The organism is Delftia sp. 60 (assembly GCF_002754395.1).
Lineage (GTDB): Bacteria > Pseudomonadota > Gammaproteobacteria > Burkholderiales > Burkholderiaceae_C > Comamonas > Comamonas acidovorans.
The window spans coordinates 2123882-2145385 of record NZ_PEFD01000001.1; the positions used below are offsets into that span (position 1 = coordinate 2123882).

Consider the following 21504-nt stretch of genomic DNA (forward strand, 5'->3'; position numbering starts at 1 on the left):
TATCGCCATGCCCGAGAACGACATCTTCAAGGCCCTGGCCGACCCTACGCGCCGCTCCATCTTCGAGAAGCTGGCCGCTGGCAGCATGCATGCCAGCGCGCTGCGCGAGGGGATGGAGATCAGCCAGTCGGCCATGTCCCAGCATCTGGCCGTGCTGCGCAACGCGGGGCTGGTGAGCGAGCAGCGGCAGGGGCGCTTCATGCATTACGAGGTCGATCCCGACGGGCTGGCGCTGATTGCGGGCTGGCTGGCGAAGTACCGCGCCTACTGGCCGCAGCGCGTGGATGCCCTCAAGGACCTGCTCAAGGACATGGACCAATGAACAAGATGAGCAATATGGACACCGGCGATGCGGCCCCCGAGCTGGTGCAGGAGTACGCGCTGGACGCTCCGCCCGAGAAGGTCTGGCGCGCGCTGAGCATTCCCGAGCTGCGCGCGCAGTGGCTGCCGGGCACCGAGCATGCCGAGCCTTTGCAGCAGGTGCCGCAGCAGGAACTGCGCCTGCGGCTGCGCGAGGCGGAGCCGCCCTTTCTTGAAAGCACGGTGGACCTGCAGATCAGCCCCGGCGCCGATGGCGGCACGCTGCTGCGCATCGTCCATGTGCTGACCGATGCGCGGGTGCAGCCGGCCAGGGAAGCGGCCAACGACGGCGGCTTCCTGATGTACGCGACCTGAAGCCCTGCCCCGGCAACGGGGCATGCGGCGCAGGGCCGCAGCCCTTTCTTTTTTTTCACCACCACACACAGGAGTTCGCCCATGCGCGAATCGATGATGCTCGTCCCCATGGTTGTCGAACAGTCGGCGCGCGGAGAGCGGTCCTTCGACATCTACTCGCGCCTGCTGCGCGACCGCGTGATCTTTCTCAACGGCGAGGTCAACGACGCGGTCTCTGCCCTGGTCTGCGCGCAGCTTCTGTTCCTGGAGGCGGAGAACCCGGACAAGGCCATTCACCTCTACATCAACTCGCCCGGCGGGGTGATCACCAGCGGCTTGGCCATGTACGACACCATGCAGTTCATCAAGTCACCCGTGCACACGCTGTGCATGGGCACGGCGCGGTCCATGGGCTCCTTCCTGCTCATGGCCGGCGAGCCCGGCCACCGCATGGCCCTGCCCAACGCCAGCCTGCACGTGCACCAGCCGCTGGGCGGCGTGCAGGGCCAGGCCTCGGACATCCGCATCCATGCCGAGGAAATGCTGCGCACCAAGGACCGCGTGACACGCCTGTACGCCCAGCACTGCGGCCGCAGCTACGAAGAGGTGGAACGCGACCTGGACCGCGACCGCTTCATGACCGCAGAAGAAGCCCGCGAATGGGGCCTGATAGACAAGGTTCTGGACCGGCGCACAGTAACCCCCTGAGCCGCAGCGCCAGCAGGGCGCAGCGCACCGCGCGCCCCCTTCTCCCCACTCCCGTATGTCCGCGCCTGCGGCGTGGCGGTTGCGGGGTTGCAAGCCTGCCGAAGGACAGGCTTGCTTCGTGATCTGACTCGCCGTGATGTCTGAACGTAGCGCGCAGCGCGAAGTGAGTTTCACGGCGAACCCCGCAACCGCCACGACGCAGGTTGCCCCGCAGCGAAGCGAAGGGGTCGCGGACATTCGGGTCGCCTTTGCTTTGCCTACTTTCCTTTGGCGAAACAAAGGAAAGTAGGTCGGCCGCCGGGCCGAGACCCGGCCTCGAAAAACAACCCCCCGGCAGGGTCAAAAACAGGACCCCCACCCCACGCCAGCAACCAGCGCGAAACGCTAACCCCGCCCCCTCATCACCCCCGCCAACAACGGCATCCCCGTCCTCCGAGTGAACTCCTCATAACTGATAGGCGCACTCATCCGCGTATCCGCACTGTTGGCCTGCCAGTGCGCCCAGGCACGCCCCGTGCTGGCGTCATAGACCAGCTTGAAAATGTGGCTGGGCACATGGACCTTGCCCGGCCCGATGGTCAGGGGCTGGCCGTCGAACACCGGGCCGGTGAAGACGTAGACATCGCCCTGGGCGCGCTGGGCGTAGCGGCGCGTGTCCTGCTCGACCTTGCTCCAGACGCCGCCGTTGTGGGTCTGGTCCTGCGGAACCATGTTGGCCAGGCTGAAGCTCTGGGCCATGGCCTCGGGCGAGTACATGTCGCCGGCCGGCGCCATGTGTCCGCGCGAGTAGCCGGAGCGGCGGTAGTCGTCCAGTTCGGCGCGCTCGGCGCGGGGCAGGCGGGCATCGGCATAGAACTTGTCGCTGCGCTTGAGGCCCTGGCCCTGGTCCAGCAGTTTGCGGTTCAGGCGCTCCACCACGAAGACGGGCGTCTTGGTCTGGCCGCTGTGCAGCACGGCAAAGGCGCTGAAGCACAGCTCGCGCTGCTGGGGCTGGATCTGCAGGGCCGGGGGCTCGCCACCGGGGAAGAAGTCGCGGCAGTGCGAAAAGCCCGTGGCCATGCTGCCGGCTGGCGGGCTGCCGCCACCGGAGGCCGTGCCCGAACCTGTCTCCGGCTGCTTGCGCAGGTGCTCCAGCCCGGGGATGGGCAGGGTGGACAGGAACGGGGGCTCGGGAAGCTTGGGGTGCCAGTTCGGGTCCAGGCTGCAACTGGCGATCTGGAAGGTGCCCGCTGCCGCCACAAGGGCGGCGAGCATGGAGCGCCACAGTCCGCTGCGGCTGGAGGCTTTCTTCTTGGAGGCGGGGGAGGAACTGCGCTTGCGCGCGGAAGGCTTCTTGTTCTTGACAGTCATTCGGGGGCGGCAGGCGCTGGCCGCTGGGAGGCAAGTCCGCGATGGCGCGGGTTCTGATTCGGGTCCTAGGAATTCTCCTATGTTTCCAGGCCCCCAAATGTGTCCAGGTGCTCCGAAAGCGAGCCGTGCGCTGCCGGTCTTCAGGCCTTGGGCTGGAGACGGGCTGCCCGGTGTTCGGACGGCGCGCCGAACCAGCACAGCGCCAGGGCCAGCACCGCGATGCCGCCCAGCGAAAGAAAGGCCGCATCAAAGCCGAAGCGCTGCGCAATCCAGCCCGCCAGTGCCGGGCTGGCGGCCGCGCCCAGGCCTTGCAGCGTCATCACGGCGCCCAGGCCCGCGTTGACGTGGCCGGTGCCGCGCAGCGTCTGCGCGACCAGGCCCGGCAGGGCAACGCCCAGCAGCCCCGCGCCCACGCCGTCGAGCACCTGCACGGGAATCAGCGCCCAGTCCGAATCCCAGGTGGCGGCGACCAGGCCGCGCAGCGGCAGCGACAGCAGGGCCGCCTTGACCAGCAGCCAGTAGCCGCTGCGCTGGGCGTGGCGCCCGGCGAGCAGGGCCATGGGGATCATGACCAGTTGCGCCACGATGATGGTCAGCGCCGTGAAGCCGCTGGGATTGGCATGGCCGCGCGCCACGGCGGCCTGGCCCAGCAGGGGCAGCATGGCGGCATTGCCCAGGTGGAACAGCAGCATGGCCACGGCCAGCACCCGCAGCGCCGGCGTGCCCGTGAGCACGTGCAGCAGGCCGGGTGCGCAAGGCCCGGCCTGCTCTGGGGGCGGCGTGCCTTGCGGGGTTTCATCCAGCCGCATCAGCGCCAGGCAGGCCAGCGAGGCGCAGCCCATCAGGGCCATGAGCACGAAGACGGAAGGCAGTCCCCAGCGCAGGCCCATGGCCCCCGCCAGCGCGGCCGTGGCCACGTTGCCAGCGTGGTTCCAGGCTTCGTTGATGCCCAGTTGCCGGGGCAGGTCCGCATGGCCGGTGATCTGCAGCGTGATGCCCAGCAGGCAGGGGGCGATCAAGGCCGCGACCACGCCGGTGATGACCTGCGATGCCGCCGTGACGGCCAGCGACGGTGCGATCCAGATGGCCAGGTTGCCCGCCAGCAGCAGGGCGATGGCCGCGGCCAGCAGCCGGCGCTTGCGGCGCGAGGCATCGACCAGCGCGCCCAGTGGCGTGATGGCCAGCATGCCCGCGATGCCGCCCAGGGCCATGACGTAGCCGATGTCGTCCAGCCGCCAGCCCTGGGCGAGCAGGAACACGCCCAGGAACGGTCCCAGGCCGTCGCGCACATCGGCCAGGAAGAAGTTGAGCCCCGGCAGCCAGCGCCGCGCATGGTGGTGTGTGCGGTGCATGGCGGCTTCCTTCAGCGCAGGGGGCCCTTGAACACGAAGAAGGCGCCCAGGCAGATGAAGCCGAAGCCCACCAGGTGGTTGAGCGTGAGCTTCTCGCCCAGGTAGAGCACGGAGAAGACGGCGAACACCACCAGCGTGATCACCTCCTGGATGGTCTTGAGCTCGGCCGCGCTGTAGACCTCATGGCCGAGCCGGTTCGCGGGCACGGCAAAGCAGTACTCGGCCAGCGCGATCAGCCAGCTCACCAGGATGACGAGGTACAGCGGCCGGTTCTCGAACTTCAGGTGCCCGTACCAGGCGAAGGTCATGAAGACGTTGGAGATCAGCAGCAGCAGGACGGGGGCGATCTTGGGGGACATGGCGGGGTTCGGTGAAGGCAGGAAAGCAGAAAAGCAGAACAGCAGGAGGGCGCAGGAGCCCGCCCGGCCCCTGGGACCGGGCGGTGGTGTCAGCGCGCGCGGTCGTACAGCGGCTGCAGGTCCGACAGGCTGGCACCCATGCTGGTGGCCTCCAGCGAGGTGCCGTGCGCGTTGCGCGTGCCCAGGCCCGAGGCGGCAAACAGCTGCCCCGGCTGCAGCGGCTGCTGCAGCGCATGGGGGGCAAAGCGCACGATGGCGCCGTCGGACAGGATGACGCCGTTGGCATCACCGCGCGGGCCGGTGAGGACCACGTCAATGCGGCCCTGGGCCTGCTGCGTCTGCAGGCCGGCCATGCGCAGGTGCGGCGGCATGGGGCGCGTGCCGTCGCGGGCGGGCGGCTGGTCGTACACGGTCTGGCCGCTGGCCGAGTTCACGATGGCATCCGCCTTGACCGCACCACCGGCTTCGCTGCGGCCGATGATGCGCACCGTGTCGCCCACCTTCACGGCTGCCGTGAGCGCGTCGGACATATGCGGCGGGAACCGGACCACCGTGCCGTCGGTCAGGCGCAGGCCGTCCACCTCTCCATACGGATTGGTCAGCAGCCGGGCTACGGCGCTTTCAAGCACGGCCTGTGCGTGCGGCGCGCCAGGCCCTGCAGGGGCTGAAGGGGCGAAGGCGCCGGGCGGCACGGTATGCGCATTCAATGCGCTGGAACCCAGCCACAGAACGGCGGAGGTAAGAACAAATCGGGACATGAGGGCTCCTTGGTTGGCGATGGACACGCATCCGTCAATGCAAGTGCCATGCCATCAGGAATCCTCATGAAATCAAGGGCTTGCATCGGATGCTGCGGGCCCGGTGTCCGATGCGGAGACAGCCGGTGTCACCGTATCGGACACATGCGGCGCCGTCCGTGCGTCCGCGCGTCCGTGTGCCCATTGCGGCCTCAGCCCAGCCCGAACTCCGCCAGCTTGCGGTACAGCTGCTGGCGCGACAGTCCCAGGCGGCGCGCGGCCTCGGCACGGTTGCCCGTGGCGGCGGCCAGGGCACGCGTGACCATTTCGCGCTCCAACTGGGCGACGGCGGCGGCCAGCGGGCCGTTCCAGTCGATGGCGGGCCCGTGCGCCACGGCAGGCTGCAGGCCGATGTGCTCGGCCCCGATGACCGGCCCGGGGCACAGCAGGGCCGCGCGCTCCATGGCGTTGCGCAGCTCGCGCACATTGCCGGGCCAGTCGTGCGCCAGCAGCAGGCGCGCGGCGTCGGCACCCAGGCGCTTGGGCGAGGTGCCGCCGCCTTGGCGCAGGAAATGCTCGGCCAGCAGCAGCACGTCGCCCAGGCGCTCGCGCAGCGGCGGCAGGTGCACGGGCACGACCTGGAGCCGGTACCAGAGATCCTCGCGAAAGCGCCCCTCCTTGACGGCAGCCGGCAGGTCGCGGTGCGTGGCCGCGATGATGCGCACGTTCACGGGCAGCGCCCGGCTGGCGCCCACGGGCGTGATCTCGCGCTCCTGCAGCGCCCTGAGGATCTTGGCCTGCGTGGGCAGCGGCATGTCGCCCACTTCATCGAGGAACAGCGTGCCGCCCTGCGCCTCGCGAAAGCGCCCGGCGCGGTCGCTGACGGCGCCCGTGAAGGCGCCCTTCACATGGCCGAAGAGTTCGCTTTCCATCAGGTCTGCCGGAATGGCCGCGCAGTTGACGGCCACGAAGGGGCGCTCCGCCCGGGCGCTGTTGCGGTGCAGGGCTCGGGCCACCAGTTCCTTGCCCGTGCCGGTCTCGCCCAGCACCAGCACGGTGGCGTCGCTGTCCGCCGCCAGGCCGATGCGCTTGAAGACCTGCCGCATGGCCTCGCTGCCGCTGACCAGCTCGGCGTCATCGCCATCCTGCTCCGGGTTCTGCGCCGGGTGCTGTGCCGCGTTCTCGGGGCTGCCGGCCTGGCCGGCACTGAGCAAGGCGCGCTCCAGCACCTCGACCAGCGAGGTTCTGGCAATGGGCTTGGTCAGGTGGTCGAAGGCGCCCAGGCGCATGGCCTCGATGGTGTTGCTGCCGCTGGCGTAGGCCGTGAGCATGATGCAGGGCGCCCGCGAGAGGCCGCGGGCCTTGCGCAGGAAGGCCAGCCCGTCCTCGCCGGGCATGCGCAGATCGACGATGGCCACATCCACCGAACCGGCCTGCAGTACCTGCAGCCCCGCCGCCACGGTGGGCGCCGCGCTGACCGCGTGGCCCAGGTCGCCCAGCATCTCGGCCAGGCTTTCGCGGAAGGCCGTGTCATCGTCAACGATCAGGATGCGGGCCATGGAAATTCCATTTCTATGCGTGTGCCTTGTGTTGTCTTGCCCAGCGCGATGCGGCCTCCATGGGCCAGCACGATTTCGCGCACCAGCGCCAATCCCAGCCCGGTGCCGCCGGGGCGTGCGGTGGTGAAGGGCTCGAACAGGGTGTCGCGCAGCTCGGGCGCAATGCCCGTGCCGTCATCGGCCACCCACAGTTGCAGCGGGCTGTTGCGGTGGGAAACGGTGGTGCCGCTGCGGTCTGCGCCCAGTTCCACCCGGCCGCCGGCCGCCGTGTGCGCCAGTGCGTTGAGCAGCAGATTGTCCAGCGCCCTGGCCATCTGCACGGGGTCCAGCAGCGGGCGGCGCCCATCCTGCAGGTCCCGGGCAAGGCCGGCGGAAACCGCCGTTGCCAGTTGCACGCCCCTGGCCTGGGCCAGCTCGGCATGTGCCTGCAGCCTTTCGTCCAGCAGCTGCTGCAGGTCCACCGGCTCCGGTTGCACCCGGAAGGGCTGGGTCAAGGCCAGCAGGCTCGATACCAGGTCTTCCAGGCGCGCGGTCTGGGCCAGTACGGCCTCCAGTGCGCCCTGGCTGCGCGCTTCACGCAGTGGCGCGGGCGCTGCCAGCGCGGTCTCGGCCTTCATGCGCATGGTGCCCAGCGGGTTGCGGATCTCGTGTGCCAGGCCTGCGGACAGCCGGCCCAGGGTGGCCAGCCGTTCGGCACTGAGCAGTTGCTGCTCCATCTGTGCCGACTGCCGCTGCCAGCGCCGGAGCATTCTGCCCAGCCACAGGCCCGAGACCAGGACCATGCCCAGCAGCAGGCTGACGGCAAGGATGAGGGGGTTGACCACGTCGGCGCTGATCAGGGGAACGCGCATCAGCGTCCAGGCCACCAGGGCGGGCGCATCGGCCTGGGCCGGGCAGGCGGCAAAGACCACCGCCTCGCGCAGGCCGGGGCGCAGGTCGGTCACCAGGCCTGCGCTGTCCCGCGCGCGCTGGGCGGTGGAGGCGATGCGCTCCATCTCCGCACTGGGCGCATCACGCTTGATGCCCGAGCCGTCATAGGTGGGAAAGGCATAGGCCACGACACCGGGGCCCTCGCGCCAGAAGCCGCCTTCCATGCCGGGGCGCTCGCGCAGCGCCAGGTCCAGCACGGCCTGCGCGGCGGACCGGGCCTGTGCGCTGGGCGTGTCCGCCATCAGCCCCGCCAGCCCCATGCGCGCGGCCCCGGCCTGCAGTGCGCTGCAGCTGACGCCTGCGGCGTCGCGGGCGCGGGAAACCTGCTGGTCGGTGCCCTGCCGGCTCAGCAGCAGCAGCAGCCACGCCAGCACCAGGGCGACGGCCGAGATGGTGAGCCAGAGGATCACCAGATCCCGTTGGATGGACTTTTGCGGGGACAGGGCCGGCTCCTGAAGTGATGCGCTGGAACATACACCGAAAGGGGGGCTACGCCTGGCAGCCAGGGCCGCGTCGCCCCGCGCGGCCGCCGTGAAAGTAACGCCGTGGCGCGCCGGCGTTACGTGACATCGCCCGTAACGCCGCGAGGTGACATGGCGGCGGCTGTGCGTGGGTGTTCAAATAAATCAATAGGTTACAGATGGCTTTGCGTTGGATGAAGACGTCCAGGCCCATGGCACGCTTGTTGCAACAGGATGCAAAAAGCTTGTCGCAGTGTCTGGAAAACCGGGTGCTGCGCCACGCACCCCATCGATCGCTGTCTTTCGGAGGAGAAACCATGGCCGCTGTCTCGTTGTCGTTTGCAGGCGTGCCCCTGCCGCGACTGCGCGCCCACCCGGACAGGGCGCGCATCAAGCCGTTGAACGTGCCCGCCTCGTTTGCGTCTGCGGCGGTGCCGCGCGCTTCTGGCTTTGCCTCTGCGCGCGAGTCCGGTGATGGAGGCGCGCATGCACAGATGGCGCCGGTGGCAATGCTGACGCGCGTGAGCGAGGGCGTGCGCATCGTGCGGCGCAATGACGTGATCGCGGCCCAGGCCGGCGCCGTGCTGCAGCAGGGTGACCGCGTCATCGTGCCCCAGCAGGGCGGCGCGCAGGCCGTGTTTCAGGAGCAGGACGGGCAGGCGCTGCTGGGCAGCTTCGCAGGTGGCACGGACGCCACGCTGGCGTATTTCAGCCGCAAGGCGGATGCCTGCTCGGTGGTCTTTGACCTGGTGGCCGGCCATGTGGACCTGGCGCTGTCGGCCGTGGATGCCGGCGTGCTCGGCGGCGGGCCGTCCGGCCGGGGGCGCAGGGCGATCGGATTTCACTGCTATTCACAACCCATTGCAGGCCGTTGAATGAAGGAGCACACCATGCACGACGACATCATCGAAGCTCCGCCCGGCGACACCCCCGTGGACCTGGCCATCTGGCTGTCGCCCCTGCAGACCTGGCGCAGCGTCTACGGCAACGGCTTCTGCGAGGAGGCCATGCGGGCCTGCGTGGACCGGCTCACGGGTCTGGGCATCGATGCCGAATCGTTGGAGCGTGCGGGCGACACGGTGCTGGTTCGGGGGTTCGATCCCCGCACGATGGCCGACACAGTGCTGCCCGGCAATCAGGCCCGGCATGGCTGGATGCATGCGCTGGAGTCCGCCCTGGTGCGCGACCCGGTGGTGGACGGCGCGCGCCAGGCCTATCTGCGCGCCGAGGTGCAGGCGCTGGGCTGCGTCTCCCTGACGGGCCTGCACGAGATACGCGGCAAGGGCCACGCCACGGCGGGTGTCCAGGACATGGCGGTGCGCAGGATGCACCCCAGGCTGATCAAGGCCTACCAGGCCGACATGCAGTTGGCGGGCCGCCTGCTGGACGATCTGCGGCTGGGCCACCTGGCGCTGGCATTCCAGCCCGTGACGCTGCTGGAGCCCGCAGGCATGGCAGGCGGGGGCAGTGGGGCCGGCGCGGGCCGCACGCTCTACCACGAGTGCCTGCTGCGCCGCAGCGTGTTCTCTGCCTACGACAACTATGCCGTGCCCCATGCCATCGAGGCGCTGGAGCGCCTGGGCCTGGCCGCGCGGCTGGACCGCAGCGTGCTGTGGTCGGTGATAGGTGCGCTGGAGATGAAGACCGGCCACAGCCTGGGCTGCAATCTGTCGGCCGCCTCGTTCTGCGACGACGCCTGGTGGGACGGCGTGTTCGACTACCTGGAGGACCGGCCCGAGATCGCCCAGCGCCTGGTGCTGGAGATCACCGAGACCGGCGCCTTCCCCTGCGAGAAGGCCGCTCTGGGCTTGGTGCGGCACCTGCAGATCCTGGGCGTGCGCGTGGCGCTGGACGACATCGTGCCCCGGCGCGGCGGCCTGGACATTCTGGGCAAGCTGCGCGCCAACATCGTCAAGATCGACAAGTCCGTGCTGGACCAGAGCCTGCAGGCCCGGCCTTCGGCCCGGATGATGCAGGGCCTGGTCAGCCTGTGCGCCGACCGGGGCGCCTGCGTGATCGTGGAAGGCATCGAGTCCGCCCAGGGCCTGGAGGCCGTGGCGCTGGCGGGCGCCCATGGCGCGCAGGGCTTCTTCATCGCCCGGCCCTCGCTGCATGGCCTGCTGGACCAGGTGGTGCGCGTGGAAGACGTGCTGGAGGTGCTGGAGGCGACCGAGGTGCAGGACGGCGACGAGCTGGACATGGCCCTGAGCTGGAGCGGCATGGAGCGCATGTCTGCCCTTGTGGCGGCCTCCACCGTGTCTGGTGGAGCCGAGGTGTCGGCCGCCGAGGCCGGCATGGGTACGGGATTTTTCCTGCGGGCGCGGGCCTGAGGCCTGGACCTATCCGGCCCTGGGCCGCGCCTGGGTCGCCCCTGGCCCGTGCCTGGCCCGTGCCTGGCCCGGGCCCGTCCGGCATCTCACTCCAGCATCAGCGGGGCGGCCCTGCGCCGCGCCATGGCCAGGCGGAACAGGTCCATGAAGCGCGGGGCCACGTTGGAGATGTGAAAGCGCTTGCCCGTTTCGCGCGCGGCCCGGCCGTAGCGCTGGCGCCGGGCCGGGTCGTCGCGCAGCTGGCGGATGGCGCCGATCCAGGCGTCGTCGCTGTCGGGCAGCAGCAGGCCGTTGACATCGTTTTGCACCAGCTCCGGCACAAAGCCCCAGTTCGATCCGATCACGCAGCCGCCGCGCGCCAGGATCTCCATCAGGCCCCAGTTGGCCACGCCGTAGCGCAGCGGATAGAGGAACAGGTCCACCGAGGCCAGCGTGCGCGCGAACTCGTCATACGGCAGCTTGCCCGGGAACTCCACCACCTGGGCGGCCGGGTGGATCTGCAGAAGATGGTCGCGGAAACTGGCCACCTTGCCCTGGTAGCGGCGCTCCACCCACTGCTGTTCGTAACCGTAGGTCACGGCCGTGGGGTCGCCCAGAGCGATGAAGCGCATCTGCTGGCCATCGCCCTCGCGCACCAGTCGATCGACCAGGCGCATGAAGGTCTCGAAGCCCTTGGAGCTGGACAGGTCGCGCGATGAGAAGGCCACGGTGAAGCGCGTGTCCTGGCGCGGCGGCGGCTCGGCCTGCTCGTCGGGCGCCTGGATGTCGAAGCCCTCGAACTGCACGGCCACGCGCTCCTGCAGCAGCGGCGGGAACAGCGAGCGTGCATGGGCGCTGGGCGTGATGGTCAGGTCGCTGCACAGCACCTGGTGGTAGTGCAGCATTTCCATGTTGCGGTCGGCCAGGCGCTGGGACAGGTCGGGCGGGTAGTCGGGCTCGTTGCCGTGCACGCGGTAGCTGGGGAATTCGATGTAGCTGACGATGGCGGCATCGATCTCGCCGTACAGCAGGTTGGGCGCGGCCCACAGCGAGTGGGCGACCACCACGTCGATGCGCTTGCCCTTTTCCTTCTCGAAGGCCTGCAGGCCCTGCAGCAGGCCGCGGCCTATGCGTGCCGAGCGCTCCACCTTGCTGGAGTAGTAGTAGCTTTGCGGGCCGACGATGTCGCCATCGGGCCGGAACGACAGCAGGTGGTCGCACTGGCTGGCGTAGTTCTCGGCATGGCCGGGCATGGTCATGAACCAGCTGTCGGCCGCGCCGCTGGCGCGAAGGTGGCTGCACAGCAGGCTGTACTGGCTTGGGTAGACGGCGCTGACGAAGATGATGACCGGCTTGTCCTGCATGTTCGTGGAGGTCTCCATGGCGTGGGGGATGGGGATGTGTCGGAGGGCGTGCTCAGCCCGGCACGGGCACTTCGGGCTCGCCGTCGCTGATCTGGTACTTGCGCATCTTTTCCCAGAGCACCTTGCGGCTGATGCCCAGGTGCTGGGCCGTGTTCTGGCGCTTCCAGTCGTTGGTGTTGAGCGCCGCGATGATGCGGTTGCGCTCGTCCATGTCCCAGTTGCTGCGGTCGGCCAGCAGGGGCTCGGCGGCGCCCGCGTCCGGCGGGAAGGTGGTGGCCGACAGGGCCTGGGCGTGCTGCAGGATGCGCTGCGTGGCGCCATCGGCGTTCCAGTCGCGCGTCTGGCGGGCAGCCACGCCGATGCGCTCGGCCAGGTTGCGCAGCTCGCGCACATTGCCGGGGAAGTACATCTGGGCCACGGCGTCGAGGATGAAGAAGGGCGCCTCGCCCAGCTCCTTCATCGTGGCCTCGCCCACCACCTTGCGCAGGATGGCGTGGAAGATGGCCAGCTTGTCGGCCTCGCCGCGCTCCTCCAGGCTGGGGATCTGCAGCTCGATCACGGCCAGGCGGAAGAACAGGTCTGCCCGGAAGCGCCCCTCGCGCACCAGCCCGCGCAGCGGCTTGTTGGTGGCCGCCACCAGCCGGAAATCCAGCCGCACGGCGGCGGCCGAGCCCAGCCGCGTGATGGCGCGCTCTTCCAGCACGCGCAGCAGCTTGACCTGCTGGTACAGCGGCAGGTCCGCGATCTCGTCCAGGAACAGCGTGCCGCCGTTGGCCTGCTCCAGATAGCCCTTGTGGGCATTCACCGCGCCCGTGAACGAGCCCTTGGCATGGCCGAAGAACAGGGACTCGAACAGCCCGTCCGGGATGGCGCCGCAGTTGACCACCACGAAGGGGCCCTGGCCGTAGCGGTTGTTGCGCTCGTGCAGCCGCTCGGCAATGCGCTCCTTGCCCACGCCGGTCTCGCCGATGATGAGCACGCTGTGCTCGCAGTCGGCAAAGGTGTCCACGTCGCGCAGCAGGCGCTGCATGCAGTCGGCCACGGCGATGATGTCCTCCGAGCGCTGCACCTGGCGCTGGTTGCTCTGCATGCGCCGCAGGATGCGCACCAGCATGGCCCGCAGCTCGGCCCCCGTGAAGTCGAAGGGAAGCACATGCGAGTACTCCATGGCATAGGTGCCGGCGTTGGCGTCGCGCTGCTTGGCGCTGACCCACAGCACGGGCATGCCGAAGGTGCCCTCCACGCCCTGGCGCGTGAAGCGCGCGCCCTCCAGCACCGAGACGCTGACCACGGCAATCGCATTGCCCAGCTCGCTGGTGTCGGCGGGCAGGGTCAGCCCGTCGGCGCGCACCACGTCCACGCCCAGGTTGAGCACGCAGCGCTCCACCCGCTCGGCGATGTCGGCCTGGCCTTCCCAGACATAGATGACGAGCTCGTCCAGATTCACGTTGCATTCCCTCGTTGTCGATTCATGGATTGGATGGCCTTGCCTGCCGTTCAGAAAACCAGTTGCGCCGTGTCGCAGCCGATGGACAGGGCCTTGATGTCGGTGCGGCCCACCTCCAGCCCCAGCGTGTCCTTGAGCACGCTGGTCAGCAGCGTGCCCACGCCGTTGAGGATGGGCTTGAGCACGGTGGTGACCAGCGGCTTGAGCAGGGTGCACAGGGCGCCGGTGCAGTTGAGGTTGTTGTCGCGGTTGAGCAGGGACTGGATCTCGGGGCTGTTCGGGTTGATCGCGTACAGGTACTGCGGGTGCGAGGTCAGCAGCTTGGTCACGTTGTTCTTGACGCAGCCATTCCAGTTGAGCAGCGAGCTGAGCAGGCCCGCGCAGCTCTGGTAGCCGTTGTCGTAGGTGGAGATGCCCAGCACATCCAGCAGGCCGCCGGGCACGCTGGTGTAGGAGTTGAGGGCGGCCGAGAACGTGCCGCTGTTCCAGGTGGAGGACGGGCAGGCCACCAGCAGGCAGGACTTGGCGATGGCGTTGTTGAAGGTGAAGTTGGACGTGAGCAGCGGCGGCATGTAGTCCTTGTCGCCGGCCACGCCGCGCCCGTTGAGCAGCAGGTTGGTGAGGCTGGTCACGTTGTAGAGCCCGTTCACCATGGAGGCGTCCAGGTAGGAGCCCAGCAGGCGCGTGGTGATGTCGGTGGGCGTGCTGTTCGGTGGCTGCAGCAGGCCGCTGAGCAGGTTGAGCAGTCCCGTGACGATGTTGTTGACCGTGTCGCCCAGTGCCAGCTGGTTCACCTGCGTGGAGCGGTTGGTCTTGGACCAGTTGGGGTCGGCCGGGTCTTCGTAGCCGGGCTCCATGCCCAGGCCCGTGGTGGAGTCCGTGTACTCCAGCGCCGGCACCCACAGCTTGCCGTTCAGCACGGGCAGGTGCAGCAGGGTGATGAGCTGCTCATTTTGCAGGCCCTTCTCGCAGCTTTGCTTGTTGTTGGGGTCCATCTTGCCCACGCAGGCGTTGAGGATGGAGGACTTGACCGACAGGTCCATGGTCTGCGGGCTGGCGCTGCACTGCAGTGCGGTCAGCGTGCCGGTGGCGTTGGTGATGTCCACGGCAATGGGCAGCTTGACCTGGGTGCCCAGGATGTCCTTGACCAGCCATTTGAGTGCGCCGCCCAGCAGCTGGTCGGTGTCCACGTTCAGGTTCAGGCGGATCTGCGCGCTGTAGCCCTGCGTGCCGACGGGGCCCACGGCAATGGTGGGCGGCTGCACGATGGTCAGCTGGCCCTTGATGAGCCCGGCCACATCCAGCTGGTTGGCCTGCAGCGCGTGGCCGTTGGCACCGATGGCAATGGCCGTCTTCAGCAGGTCGCCAATGCCCAGCTGCACGTCCATGGCCGAGTTCAGCGGATCGGTGCGGCCGGCGCCCAGGAAGGCGAACAGGCCCTTCTGGTCATCCAGGCTGCCCAGCGGGATCTTGATGGTGCTCAGGCCCGCGTTGATGATCTGGGTCTTGAGCGCATTGAGCTGCACGGCCAGCGCGTTGTCGGTGATGGCGCTGATGGAGGCGTCGATCACGTTCAGCAGGGTGACGCTGGCGATGTTGGCCAGGCCCTCGGGCGACAGCGCGCGCAGCTGCTCTATGCCCAGGTTCACGCCCAGGGCCTTGAGCAGGCCGGCCGGGCTGATCTTGGCATCGGCCAGGCCCTTGGAGTCCAGCAGGGTCAGCATGCCCACGTCCAGCCCCACCAGGCCCAGCAGCCCGCCCAGCGGCGTGTCCTTGTTGAAGCGCAGCAGCTGCGAGCCCACCTGGAAGGACGCCACCGAGTCGTTGCGCATGGCAATGGCCTCGGCCACCACGGCACGGCTCCAGGGACCGGGGAAGATGGTGGGCGAGGTGCCTCCCACCGTCACGCGCGCCGCGTTCAGCGGGCCGGAGCTGGCGTCGAAGAAGCGGCCGCCGCTCGATTGGCGCGCCGGGTCCGCCGGGTTCCAGTTGCCGCAGCTGACCACGGTCTGGGTGCTGTTGCGGGTCAGTGGAACCGGCCAGTTGGCCGTGATGCTGTCCTCGCCCGCCGTCACGCAGGCGGCGCGGTTGCTGCGCTCGGCATTGATGGCCTGGGCCGCCTGGGTGGCCGCCAGATCGGCAATGCGCTGCAGGTCGCGCTTGGCGTAGTACATGTAGCCCAGGTCCACGACGCCGAGCAACAGGAACAGCACCGAGCCCAGCAGGGCGAACTGGACGAGCAGGCTGCCGCCTTGCCGGCGCCCTTGTCGGCGCCGTTGCCGGCGCGTGTGGGGGCGGTGTACGGATGCGGGGAGGTGGGTGAGCATGCTCTGGTCCTCCTGTCTAGCTGCCGGGCGCAAGCCTGATCAGGCTGCGGGACTCCAGGCGCGTGGGTTCGCCCAAGGTCTGGCTGCCCACCTGCAGGCCCTGGCCCAGCACGGGGGGAAGCATGTACACCACGCTCAGCGTGGCCTGGGAAGTGCCCCAGTTGATCTGTATCTGGGTGGGCGCCGTGCCCGCTGGAATGCCGCTGGCCGCCAGGCTCTGGTTCACCACATCGCTGGTGGCCTGCAGGATGTTGGCGCGTTCGGCCGGCTTGGCCGGGTTGTAGCCCGCCATCCCGCCAAAGGCCAGATGCTGGACCATGCGCGCACCATCGCCCGTGGCACGCGCCAGCGACTGCTGTGCCTGCAGCACGCGCCAGTACACGAACATGCCCATCAGCAGCATCACCATCACCCCGGCGATCAACGCGAACTCCACCGCCGCCACGCCGCGCTGCCGCCTGTGCAGCCCTGCCCCGCGGGTGTCGCCGGTGGCCCGTATGCCTCCCTCCCGCGAAGCGAGAGAGGGGGAAGGCGCGAAGCGACTCAGGGGGAGCTTCATAGCCCCCCCTGTCCACCATGATGTTGGCGCTGGCCGTCAACGTGGTGGGCATGACCAGGCCGAAGCCCGGCAGGGCGGGCGCTATCGGGCTGGTTCCATAAGGGATGGTGAAGCCCACGCGCACCATGCAGCGTTCGGCAACCAGCACGCCGCAGGTCAGCGTGGCCGAGCACAGTTCGCTGTTCTGCAGCCTGCAGATGCGCACGTCGATGCTGCCTGCCGTGGGCCTCAGGTCGGCGGGCAGCCAGTCGAGCCGCTGCTGCACCAGGCTGCGGGCCGCGTCCAGGCGGGCGCTGCGGCTGGTCTGGTAGCGCAGCGTGGCCCGCGCGGCGTCTTCGGCGGCGGCCTGCATGGATTCGCGCACCAGGAACGCCAGCCCGTAGCTGATGCAGGCATACAGCAGGGCAAAGAACACCGGGAAGATGATGGCCCACTCCAGCGCATACACCCCCCGCTGCCGCAGGCTGGCAGATCGGTGGAAGCGGTGAGCGCGGGGCTGGCGCCGGGTCATGGTCGTTCCTGCAAGCCGTGGCCGGGGCCGGCCTCAGTTCTTGCCGCCGGCTTCGACGCCGGTCTTGTACAGGGCGGGGATTTCCGTCTCGAAGCTCTTGAGGTAGCGTGCATAGCTGCGCCGCGCCTGCTCGCCCGCGATGGGGCGCGCACGCTGGCCCGGCTGGCTGTGCTGCATTTCCAGCAGCCGCAGGGTGCCCCCGCCGATGTCGATCTCGCGCCGGGGCAGGTACATCACGGTTCCATCGGGGTTGGTGTAGAGCGTGTAGCCGACCAGGATGGAGTCGGTGGAGGGCTCGGCGAACACATGGGGCCGTGCATCCACCTGCTCGGGCGGGCTCTGCACTTCGCCAAAGGCCTGGGCATGCAGCGCGGCCGTGGGAAGCAGGGCCAGGCCGGCGGCCAGCAGCCAGGGGCCAGAGCGTTGGCGCCTGCAGTGCGGCGCGGTGGGTCCATGCGGTATGTGTCTGGCATGTCGTGCTCCTCAAAGTGGCGAGGCCGGTGCTGCGCCTGCGGCGCCGGGCGGCTCGGAAAGAAGAATGCGCCGGGTGATGCCGGCCGGCAGGGTCCCGGGCAGGGCCTCGGTGGCGCGTGCTTCGGGGCGGGTGCCCAGGGTCGGCACAGGGGGCGGTGCAGGGGGCAGCACAGAAGGCAGCACAGGGGCGCTGGACACAGCGGCACCGGCACCGGCACCGGCCTCGGCGGGCAGGCTTTCGTCGCGCAGGCGCACGGCATCGCGCACGCTGGTCAGCTGTGCCTGCAGGGTCTGCAGCGAGGTCTGGTCGATCATGGGCAGGGCGCCCTTGGCCTGGGGCTGGGCCAACTGGCGCAGCAGCTGCGACGCCTGGGCCTGGTTGCCGCTGGCCAGCCAGAACAGCGCCATGTTCAGCTGCACCCGTGCGTTGGCCGGGGCGAGTTGCGAGGCCTGCATGATGGGCATCTGCGCGGCGGCCAGCCGGCCGTCGAGCATGTGGGCGTAGGCCAGGTCACTGAGCACGTTGGCGTCGATGGGGTTGAGCTGGCGCGCCTTGTCCAGCTGCTCCACGGCCTGGCCATACTGGCCCTGGCTTGCGTACAGCAGGCCCAGGCCGCGCCGCGCCCGCGCCGTGGTGGCGCCCTGCAGCAGCGCCAGGTAGGCCTGCCGGGCCTGCTCGACCTGGCCGGTGTTGCGCAGCGCGTCGGCCCGCATCAGGCGCGACTCCGGGTTCACGCCGTACTGCTGCTCGAAGGCTTCGGTGTGCGCCAGCGAGGCATACCACTGGCCCGCCTGCTGCATCTGCGTGATCAGGTCCAGATAGGTCTGGGCGTTGTCCACCTGGGTGGCCTGCTGGGCGTTCTGCAATTGCTGCTGGGCCTGGGCGGCGGTTTCCTGCTGCGCGGAAGGGGCGCCGTAGCCCTGCGGCCCCTTGCTGGCGCAGCCGGCCAGGGCCAAGGCCAGGGTCGTCAGGGCTGCCAGAGTTGCAAGGGGTGCAAGGGTTGCAAGGGGTGCCGGCGCTGGCGTCCGCCCTGCGTGGGTGTTTTCCTGGTGTCGCATGCCTAGCGTCCTCCCATGGTGGTCAATGCCCTGATCACGGCCAGGAAGCCGGGGCCCGCCGTGATGACGAGCAGGGCGGGCAGCAGCGTGAGGACCATGACGCCCGTCATCTTGACGGTGATGGAACCTATCTTTTCCTTGAAGCTGGCCTGGCGCTTTTCGCGCAGCCGGATGCTGAATTCCCGCAGCGGCTCCTGCACGGCGCCGCCATGCTTGTCCACCTGCACCAGCAGGTTGACGATGGCGCTCATGTCGTCGTCGGCGCTCATGTTGACCATGCGCTGGAAGGATTGCTCGCGCGTGCGCCCGGTGTTGTAGAGCTGGTTGGCCAGGGCCAGTTCTCCGCTGATGACGCGCAGCACGCTTTTGAATTCCGAGGCCAGGATCTGCAGGCTCTGGTCCACGCTCAGGCCCACGCCCTGCAGCAGCCGCAGCAGGTCGACGAACAGCGGCAGTTCCTCGACCACCTGCTCGCGCCGGCCCTTGGCCCGCGAGCGCAGAAACCATTTGGGAAGCATGAGCCCCAGGCTCACCCCGAGAAAGCCGTAGATCAGCGCCGCGTTTTCGCCGGGGCGCAGCACACCCAGTGTCAGCAGGGGCAGGACCACGCACAGCACCATGCGGCTGGCCACATAGGCCATGCTGCCGTTGCGCGTGCCCACGCCGGCCTGGTCCAGCAGCTTGCGGTCCTCATCGGCCAGCAAGGCCTTGGCCACGCCCCATTGCAGCCAGGCCGGGGGCGGGAGGTTGGCGGCCACCGCCTGTGGCGAATCGGAGGAGCGCACGTTGATGGACAGCGGGTTGAGCAGCTGCGCGTCGTTGGCCTGCATGGCGCTCTTCGTGGCGGCCTTCGGGGTCGATGCGGTATCGCGCGCCTGCAATATCCTGGCGACCTGGCTGGAGGCACGGGCCGAGCGCCACAGCTTCCACACCAGGGCGCAGGCCCACAGCACCAGTCCCAGCGCGCCCAGGCTGATGCTGGCGATCCACAGTTGCTGCGTGGTCATGCGTGGCTCCTTGCGCAGACGGATGGGTGGGCCTGTGCCTGTGCTGTCATGGGTTCACCTCAGCTTGGCCAGCCGGTAGAGAAGAAAGGCGCCCAGGGCCTCCAGGGCGGCGGCGACCAGGACCATGGTCTGGCCGCTGTCGTCGTTCCACATGCGCATGAAGTAGCCGCGGTTGATCACCATGATCAGCGTCCCCACCACCAGGGGCAGCAGGGCCAGCACCCAGGCCGACATGCGGATCTCGGAGGACAGCGCATGCAGCTCGCGCTCGGCGGACTGGCGGTCGCGGATGTAGGCCGAGACACGCTCCAGCACCAGGTCGGCGCGGCCGCCATAGCGCACGCTCATGCGGAACACGGCGGCCAGCAGGCCGAATTCGGGCAGGCGCCAGTTGCGCTCCAGCTGGCCCATGGCCTGCCCCAGGTCGGGCGATGCGCTGAGCATGGCCGCCGCCTGCTGCAGCGCGTCGCCCAGCGGATCGGGGACATTGTTCAGCGCCATCTGGAAGGCCGCATGGGGCGAGTTGCCGATGGAGATCAGGCGGACCATGTTGTCCAGGAAGCCGGGCAGTTGCTGCAGCAGTCTTTCGCGGCGCTTGGCCTGCCGCCGCCAGATGCCGAAGGCCAGCACCACGGCATACAACACGGCCACCACCAGCCCCGCGGCAGCACCTGCCTGGCTGGTTGCCAGCAAGGCCAGCACCAGGCCGGTGATGGCGAACAGGGCCAGGGTGTTGGACGAGATTCCCCAGGACTGGACGCCCAGCCGCTGGGCCAGCCACTGCACGGCAGCGGGTGAGGGCGCGGGCTGCGCCGCGGGGGCGCGGAAGGCGGGCTCGGCCATGGGCGGCGAGGGCGAGATCACCTCCCGGTGGCCGTCCACGCTGCGCTTCATGTGCAGGTTGATCGACTGCTCATGCTCCTTGCGGCGCCCGCGCATGATCACCCACAGCGCCAGTGCCAGCAGCAGGCAGGCCAGCGCGCCGAGGATGAGGACGGCGGGTGCCAGGCCTGTCATCGCACGCCTCCGTGGCCGGTCTGCTGCTGCATGCGCCACCAGCTCAGCAGCTTGGGCGAGTGCGGCGAGATGCCCAGCGACACCCACTGGTCGATCTCCTGCCCGTCAGGGCCCACCTGGGGCTCGTAGCGGTACAGCTCCTGCATGGAGATCATGTTGTCCGTCATGCCCGTGACTTCGGTCAGCGACAGCAGGCGGCGGCGGCCGTTGGACAGGCGGCCGATCTGCACGATGAAGTCCACGGCATTGGCGATCTGGCGGCGCAGGCTGACCTCGCTGCCCTGAAAGCCCGCGAAGCCGGCCAGCATTTCGGCGCGGTACAGGCATTCGCGCGGCGAGCTGGCGTGGATGGTGCCCATGGAGCCGTCGTGGCCGGTGTTCATGGCCTGCAGCAGCTCCAGCACCTCGCCGCCGCGCACTTCGCCGACGATGATGCGGTCGGGCCGCATGCGCAGGCTGTTGCGCAGCAGGTCGCGGATGCTGACGTGGCCCGAGCCGTCAAAGCCGCCGGGGCGGCTTTCCAGACGTACCACGTGGTTGTGGTTGAGGGCCAGCTCGGCCGTGTCCTCGATGGAGACGATGCGCTCGCTTCCCGGGATGAAGCTGGCCAGCGCATTGAGCAGGGATGTCTTGCCCGAGCTGGTGCCGCCGCTGACCAGGATGTTGCAGCGCGCCTGCACGGCCATCTCCAGGATGCGGCAGATGTCCTGGTTGAAGGTGCCCAGCTGCACCAGTTCGGGCGGTGTCAGCGGGTCCTTGCGGAACTTGCGGATGGAGACCGAGGGGCCGTCGATGGACAGCGGCTCGATGATGACGTTGATGCGCCCGCCATCGGGCAGGCGGGCATCGACCATGGGGCTGGACTCGTCCAGGCGCCGGCCCAGCGGCGCCAGGATGCGGCGCACGATGCGCAGCACATGCTCGTCATCCTTGAAGTGCAGCGTCTCGCGCTGCAGCACGCCGCCGCGCGAGACGTAGATGTTGCCGTGGCCGTTGATGAGGATGTCCTCGACCAGCGGGTCTTCCAGCAGCGGCTGCAGCGGCCCCAGTCCCGTGAGCTCGCGCGTGAGGGCGCGCGCCACCTGCAGCGCCTCCTGCTCGTTGACGGGCACGGAGTGCAGGCGGATGAAGCTGTCCAGCTCCATCAGCACGAACTGCGCGATGGCGGCCTGCGACCAACGGCCGAACTCGGCACCCAGCTCCTCGATGCGGCTGAGCAGGTGCTCGTGCGTGCGGTTCTTCAGGTCGAGGAACAGCGCGCTTCGCTCGAACTCGCTGGCCTGGGCGTCGGCCAGATGGGAATAAGCCGTGGTCGTCATG

At 69.1% G+C, this 21504-nt stretch carries 21 protein-coding genes and 1 pseudogene; 6 read left to right on the top strand and 16 right to left on the bottom strand.

Translation table 11 applies throughout. The features are described 5' to 3' along the window. Positions 1-7: 7 nt before the first annotated feature. The 3 genes from CLV01_RS09630 (at position 8) to CLV01_RS09640 (ending at position 1362) form a co-directional block, all read left to right on the top strand. A complete protein-coding gene (locus tag CLV01_RS09630; protein ID WP_099734438.1) occupies positions 8-322 on the top strand; it encodes an ArsR/SmtB family transcription factor in 315 nt (104 codons plus the stop codon). Further along, positions 319-675, top strand: a complete 357-nt coding sequence (locus tag CLV01_RS09635; RefSeq protein ID WP_099734437.1) for an SRPBCC family protein — start codon at positions 319-321, stop codon at positions 673-675. The genes CLV01_RS09630 and CLV01_RS09635 overlap by 4 nt, the downstream gene beginning before the upstream one ends. A gap of 81 nt (positions 676-756) precedes the next feature. Next, positions 757-1362, top strand: coding sequence for an ATP-dependent Clp protease proteolytic subunit (locus CLV01_RS09640; RefSeq protein ID WP_099734436.1), 606 nt, complete (start codon positions 757-759; stop codon positions 1360-1362). 384 nt (positions 1363-1746) lie between these two features. On the opposite strand, the gene CLV01_RS09645 is transcribed toward CLV01_RS09640, so the two are convergent. The 6 genes from CLV01_RS09645 to CLV01_RS09670 all read right to left on the bottom strand — a co-directional run bounded on the left by CLV01_RS09645 (position 1747) and on the right by CLV01_RS09670 (position 8059). Further along, positions 1747-2712: a DNA/RNA non-specific endonuclease gene (locus tag CLV01_RS09645; protein ID WP_099734435.1), complete on the bottom strand. Its 966-nt coding sequence runs from the start codon at positions 2710-2712 to the stop codon at positions 1747-1749. Between the two features lie 140 nt (positions 2713-2852). After that, a complete protein-coding gene (locus tag CLV01_RS09650) occupies positions 2853-4064 on the bottom strand; it encodes an MFS transporter (protein WP_099734434.1) in 1212 nt (403 codons plus the stop codon). Between the two features lie 11 nt (positions 4065-4075). After that, a complete protein-coding gene (locus CLV01_RS09655) occupies positions 4076-4423 on the bottom strand; it encodes a DMT family protein (protein WP_012203978.1) in 348 nt (115 codons plus the stop codon). A gap of 89 nt (positions 4424-4512) precedes the next feature. Further along, positions 4513-5181 (bottom strand): hypothetical protein, encoded by a 669-nt coding sequence (locus CLV01_RS09660; RefSeq protein ID WP_099734433.1) that lies wholly within the window; start codon positions 5179-5181, stop codon positions 4513-4515. Between the two features lie 191 nt (positions 5182-5372). Next, a complete protein-coding gene (locus CLV01_RS09665) occupies positions 5373-6719 on the bottom strand; it encodes a sigma-54-dependent transcriptional regulator (protein ID WP_099734432.1) in 1347 nt (448 codons plus the stop codon). Then, positions 6704-8059 carry a sensor histidine kinase gene (locus CLV01_RS09670; protein WP_099734431.1) on the bottom strand — a complete coding sequence of 452 codons (1356 nt, stop codon included), beginning with the start codon at positions 8057-8059 and terminating at the stop codon, positions 6704-6706. The genes CLV01_RS09665 and CLV01_RS09670 overlap by 16 nt, the downstream gene beginning before the upstream one ends. 368 nt (positions 8060-8427) lie before the next feature. Here CLV01_RS09670 and CLV01_RS09675 point away from each other — a divergent pair, with 368 nt between their 5' ends. Next, complete coding sequence (locus CLV01_RS09675) at positions 8428-8985, top strand: hypothetical protein (RefSeq protein WP_099734430.1); 558 nt, start codon at positions 8428-8430, stop codon at positions 8983-8985. Positions 8986-9000: 15 nt separating this feature from the next. Then, positions 9001-10440 (top strand): EAL domain-containing protein, encoded by a 1440-nt coding sequence (locus tag CLV01_RS09680; protein ID WP_071957061.1) that lies wholly within the window; start codon positions 9001-9003, stop codon positions 10438-10440. 86 nt (positions 10441-10526) lie between these two features. On the opposite strand, the gene CLV01_RS09685 is transcribed toward CLV01_RS09680, so the two are convergent. The 4 genes from CLV01_RS09685 to CLV01_RS09700 are packed head-to-tail and all read right to left on the bottom strand — an operon-like array spanning position 10527 to position 16116. Continuing rightward, a complete protein-coding gene (locus CLV01_RS09685; RefSeq protein ID WP_175403303.1) occupies positions 10527-11801 on the bottom strand; it encodes a glycosyltransferase in 1275 nt (424 codons plus the stop codon). A 34-nt stretch (positions 11802-11835) separates the two neighbouring features. Beyond that, entirely contained in the window at positions 11836-13230 is a 1395-nt protein-coding gene (locus tag CLV01_RS09690; RefSeq protein ID WP_013803762.1) for a sigma 54-interacting transcriptional regulator, read from the bottom strand. Between the two features lie 50 nt (positions 13231-13280). Continuing rightward, positions 13281-15557 (bottom strand): TadG family pilus assembly protein, encoded by a 2277-nt coding sequence (locus CLV01_RS09695; protein ID WP_099734429.1) that lies wholly within the window; start codon positions 15555-15557, stop codon positions 13281-13283. 16 nt (positions 15558-15573) lie between these two features. Further along, positions 15574-16116: a TadE/TadG family type IV pilus assembly protein gene (locus tag CLV01_RS09700; protein ID WP_013803760.1), complete on the bottom strand. Its 543-nt coding sequence runs from the start codon at positions 16114-16116 to the stop codon at positions 15574-15576. A 125-nt stretch (positions 16117-16241) separates the two neighbouring features. On the opposite strand from CLV01_RS09700, the gene CLV01_RS29485 reads away from it, so the two are divergent. Beyond that, entirely contained in the window at positions 16242-16427 is a 186-nt protein-coding gene (locus CLV01_RS29485) for a hypothetical protein (RefSeq protein ID WP_252980345.1), read from the top strand. Positions 16428-16450: 23 nt separating this feature from the next. On the opposite strand, the pseudogene CLV01_RS29490 reads toward CLV01_RS29485, so the two are convergent. The 6 genes and pseudogenes from CLV01_RS29490 to CLV01_RS09730 form a co-directional block, all read right to left on the bottom strand. Continuing rightward, positions 16451-16627: pseudogene (locus CLV01_RS29490) on the bottom strand (TadE/TadG family type IV pilus assembly protein); the annotation flags it as partial. A 33-nt stretch (positions 16628-16660) separates the two neighbouring features. Next, a complete protein-coding gene (locus CLV01_RS09710) occupies positions 16661-16972 on the bottom strand; it encodes a DUF3613 domain-containing protein (RefSeq protein ID WP_257221249.1) in 312 nt (103 codons plus the stop codon). 138 nt (positions 16973-17110) lie between these two features. Continuing rightward, the gene (locus tag CLV01_RS09715; protein ID WP_099734427.1) at positions 17111-18160 is read right to left on the bottom strand and encodes a tetratricopeptide repeat protein; all 1050 of its coding nucleotides are present in this window, start codon (positions 18158-18160) and stop codon (positions 17111-17113) included. A gap of 2 nt (positions 18161-18162) precedes the next feature. Continuing rightward, entirely contained in the window at positions 18163-19167 is a 1005-nt protein-coding gene (locus CLV01_RS09720; protein WP_099735290.1) for a type II secretion system F family protein, read from the bottom strand. 54 nt (positions 19168-19221) lie between these two features. Then, on the bottom strand, positions 19222-20184 hold the full coding sequence (locus CLV01_RS09725) for a type II secretion system F family protein (RefSeq protein WP_034391047.1): 963 nt from the start codon (positions 20182-20184) through the stop codon (positions 19222-19224). Next, positions 20181-21503: a CpaF family protein gene (locus tag CLV01_RS09730; RefSeq protein ID WP_012203993.1), complete on the bottom strand. Its 1323-nt coding sequence runs from the start codon at positions 21501-21503 to the stop codon at positions 20181-20183. The genes CLV01_RS09725 and CLV01_RS09730 overlap by 4 nt, the downstream gene beginning before the upstream one ends. Between the last annotated feature and the right edge of the window lies 1 nt (position 21504).

Bases quoted from the DNA above. Each gene is read 5' to 3' on its own strand.
- CLV01_RS09695 (WP_099734429.1), bottom strand. From the start codon at position 15,557: ATGCTCACCCACCTCCCCGCATCCGTACACCGCCCCCACACGCGCCGG.
- CLV01_RS09635 (WP_099734437.1), top strand. From the start codon at position 319: ATGAACAAGATGAGCAATATGGACACCGGCGATGCGGCCCCCGAGCTG.
- CLV01_RS09675 (WP_099734430.1), top strand. From the start codon at position 8,428: ATGGCCGCTGTCTCGTTGTCGTTTGCAGGCGTGCCCCTGCCGCGACTG.
- CLV01_RS09700 (WP_013803760.1), bottom strand. From the start codon at position 16,116: ATGAAGCTCCCCCTGAGTCGCTTCGCGCCTTCCCCCTCTCTCGCTTCG.
- CLV01_RS09730 (WP_012203993.1), bottom strand. From the start codon at position 21,503: ATGACGACCACGGCTTATTCCCATCTGGCCGACGCCCAGGCCAGCGAG.
- CLV01_RS09680 (WP_071957061.1), top strand. From the start codon at position 9,001: ATGCACGACGACATCATCGAAGCTCCGCCCGGCGACACCCCCGTGGAC.
- CLV01_RS09660 (WP_099734433.1), bottom strand. From the start codon at position 5,181: ATGTCCCGATTTGTTCTTACCTCCGCCGTTCTGTGGCTGGGTTCCAGC.
- CLV01_RS09630 (WP_099734438.1), top strand. From the start codon at position 8: ATGCCCGAGAACGACATCTTCAAGGCCCTGGCCGACCCTACGCGCCGC.
- CLV01_RS29485 (WP_252980345.1), top strand. From the start codon at position 16,242: ATGCAGCGTTCGGCAACCAGCACGCCGCAGGTCAGCGTGGCCGAGCAC.
- CLV01_RS09645 (WP_099734435.1), bottom strand. From the start codon at position 2,712: ATGACTGTCAAGAACAAGAAGCCTTCCGCGCGCAAGCGCAGTTCCTCC.
- CLV01_RS09685 (WP_175403303.1), bottom strand. From the start codon at position 11,801: ATGGAGACCTCCACGAACATGCAGGACAAGCCGGTCATCATCTTCGTC.
- CLV01_RS09655 (WP_012203978.1), bottom strand. From the start codon at position 4,423: ATGTCCCCCAAGATCGCCCCCGTCCTGCTGCTGCTGATCTCCAACGTC.
- CLV01_RS09715 (WP_099734427.1), bottom strand. From the start codon at position 18,160: ATGCGACACCAGGAAAACACCCACGCAGGGCGGACGCCAGCGCCGGCA.
- CLV01_RS09650 (WP_099734434.1), bottom strand. From the start codon at position 4,064: ATGCACCGCACACACCACCATGCGCGGCGCTGGCTGCCGGGGCTCAAC.
- CLV01_RS09665 (WP_099734432.1), bottom strand. From the start codon at position 6,719: ATGGCCCGCATCCTGATCGTTGACGATGACACGGCCTTCCGCGAAAGC.
- CLV01_RS09725 (WP_034391047.1), bottom strand. From the start codon at position 20,184: ATGACAGGCCTGGCACCCGCCGTCCTCATCCTCGGCGCGCTGGCCTGC.
- CLV01_RS09640 (WP_099734436.1), top strand. From the start codon at position 757: ATGCGCGAATCGATGATGCTCGTCCCCATGGTTGTCGAACAGTCGGCG.
- CLV01_RS09720 (WP_099735290.1), bottom strand. From the start codon at position 19,167: ATGACCACGCAGCAACTGTGGATCGCCAGCATCAGCCTGGGCGCGCTG.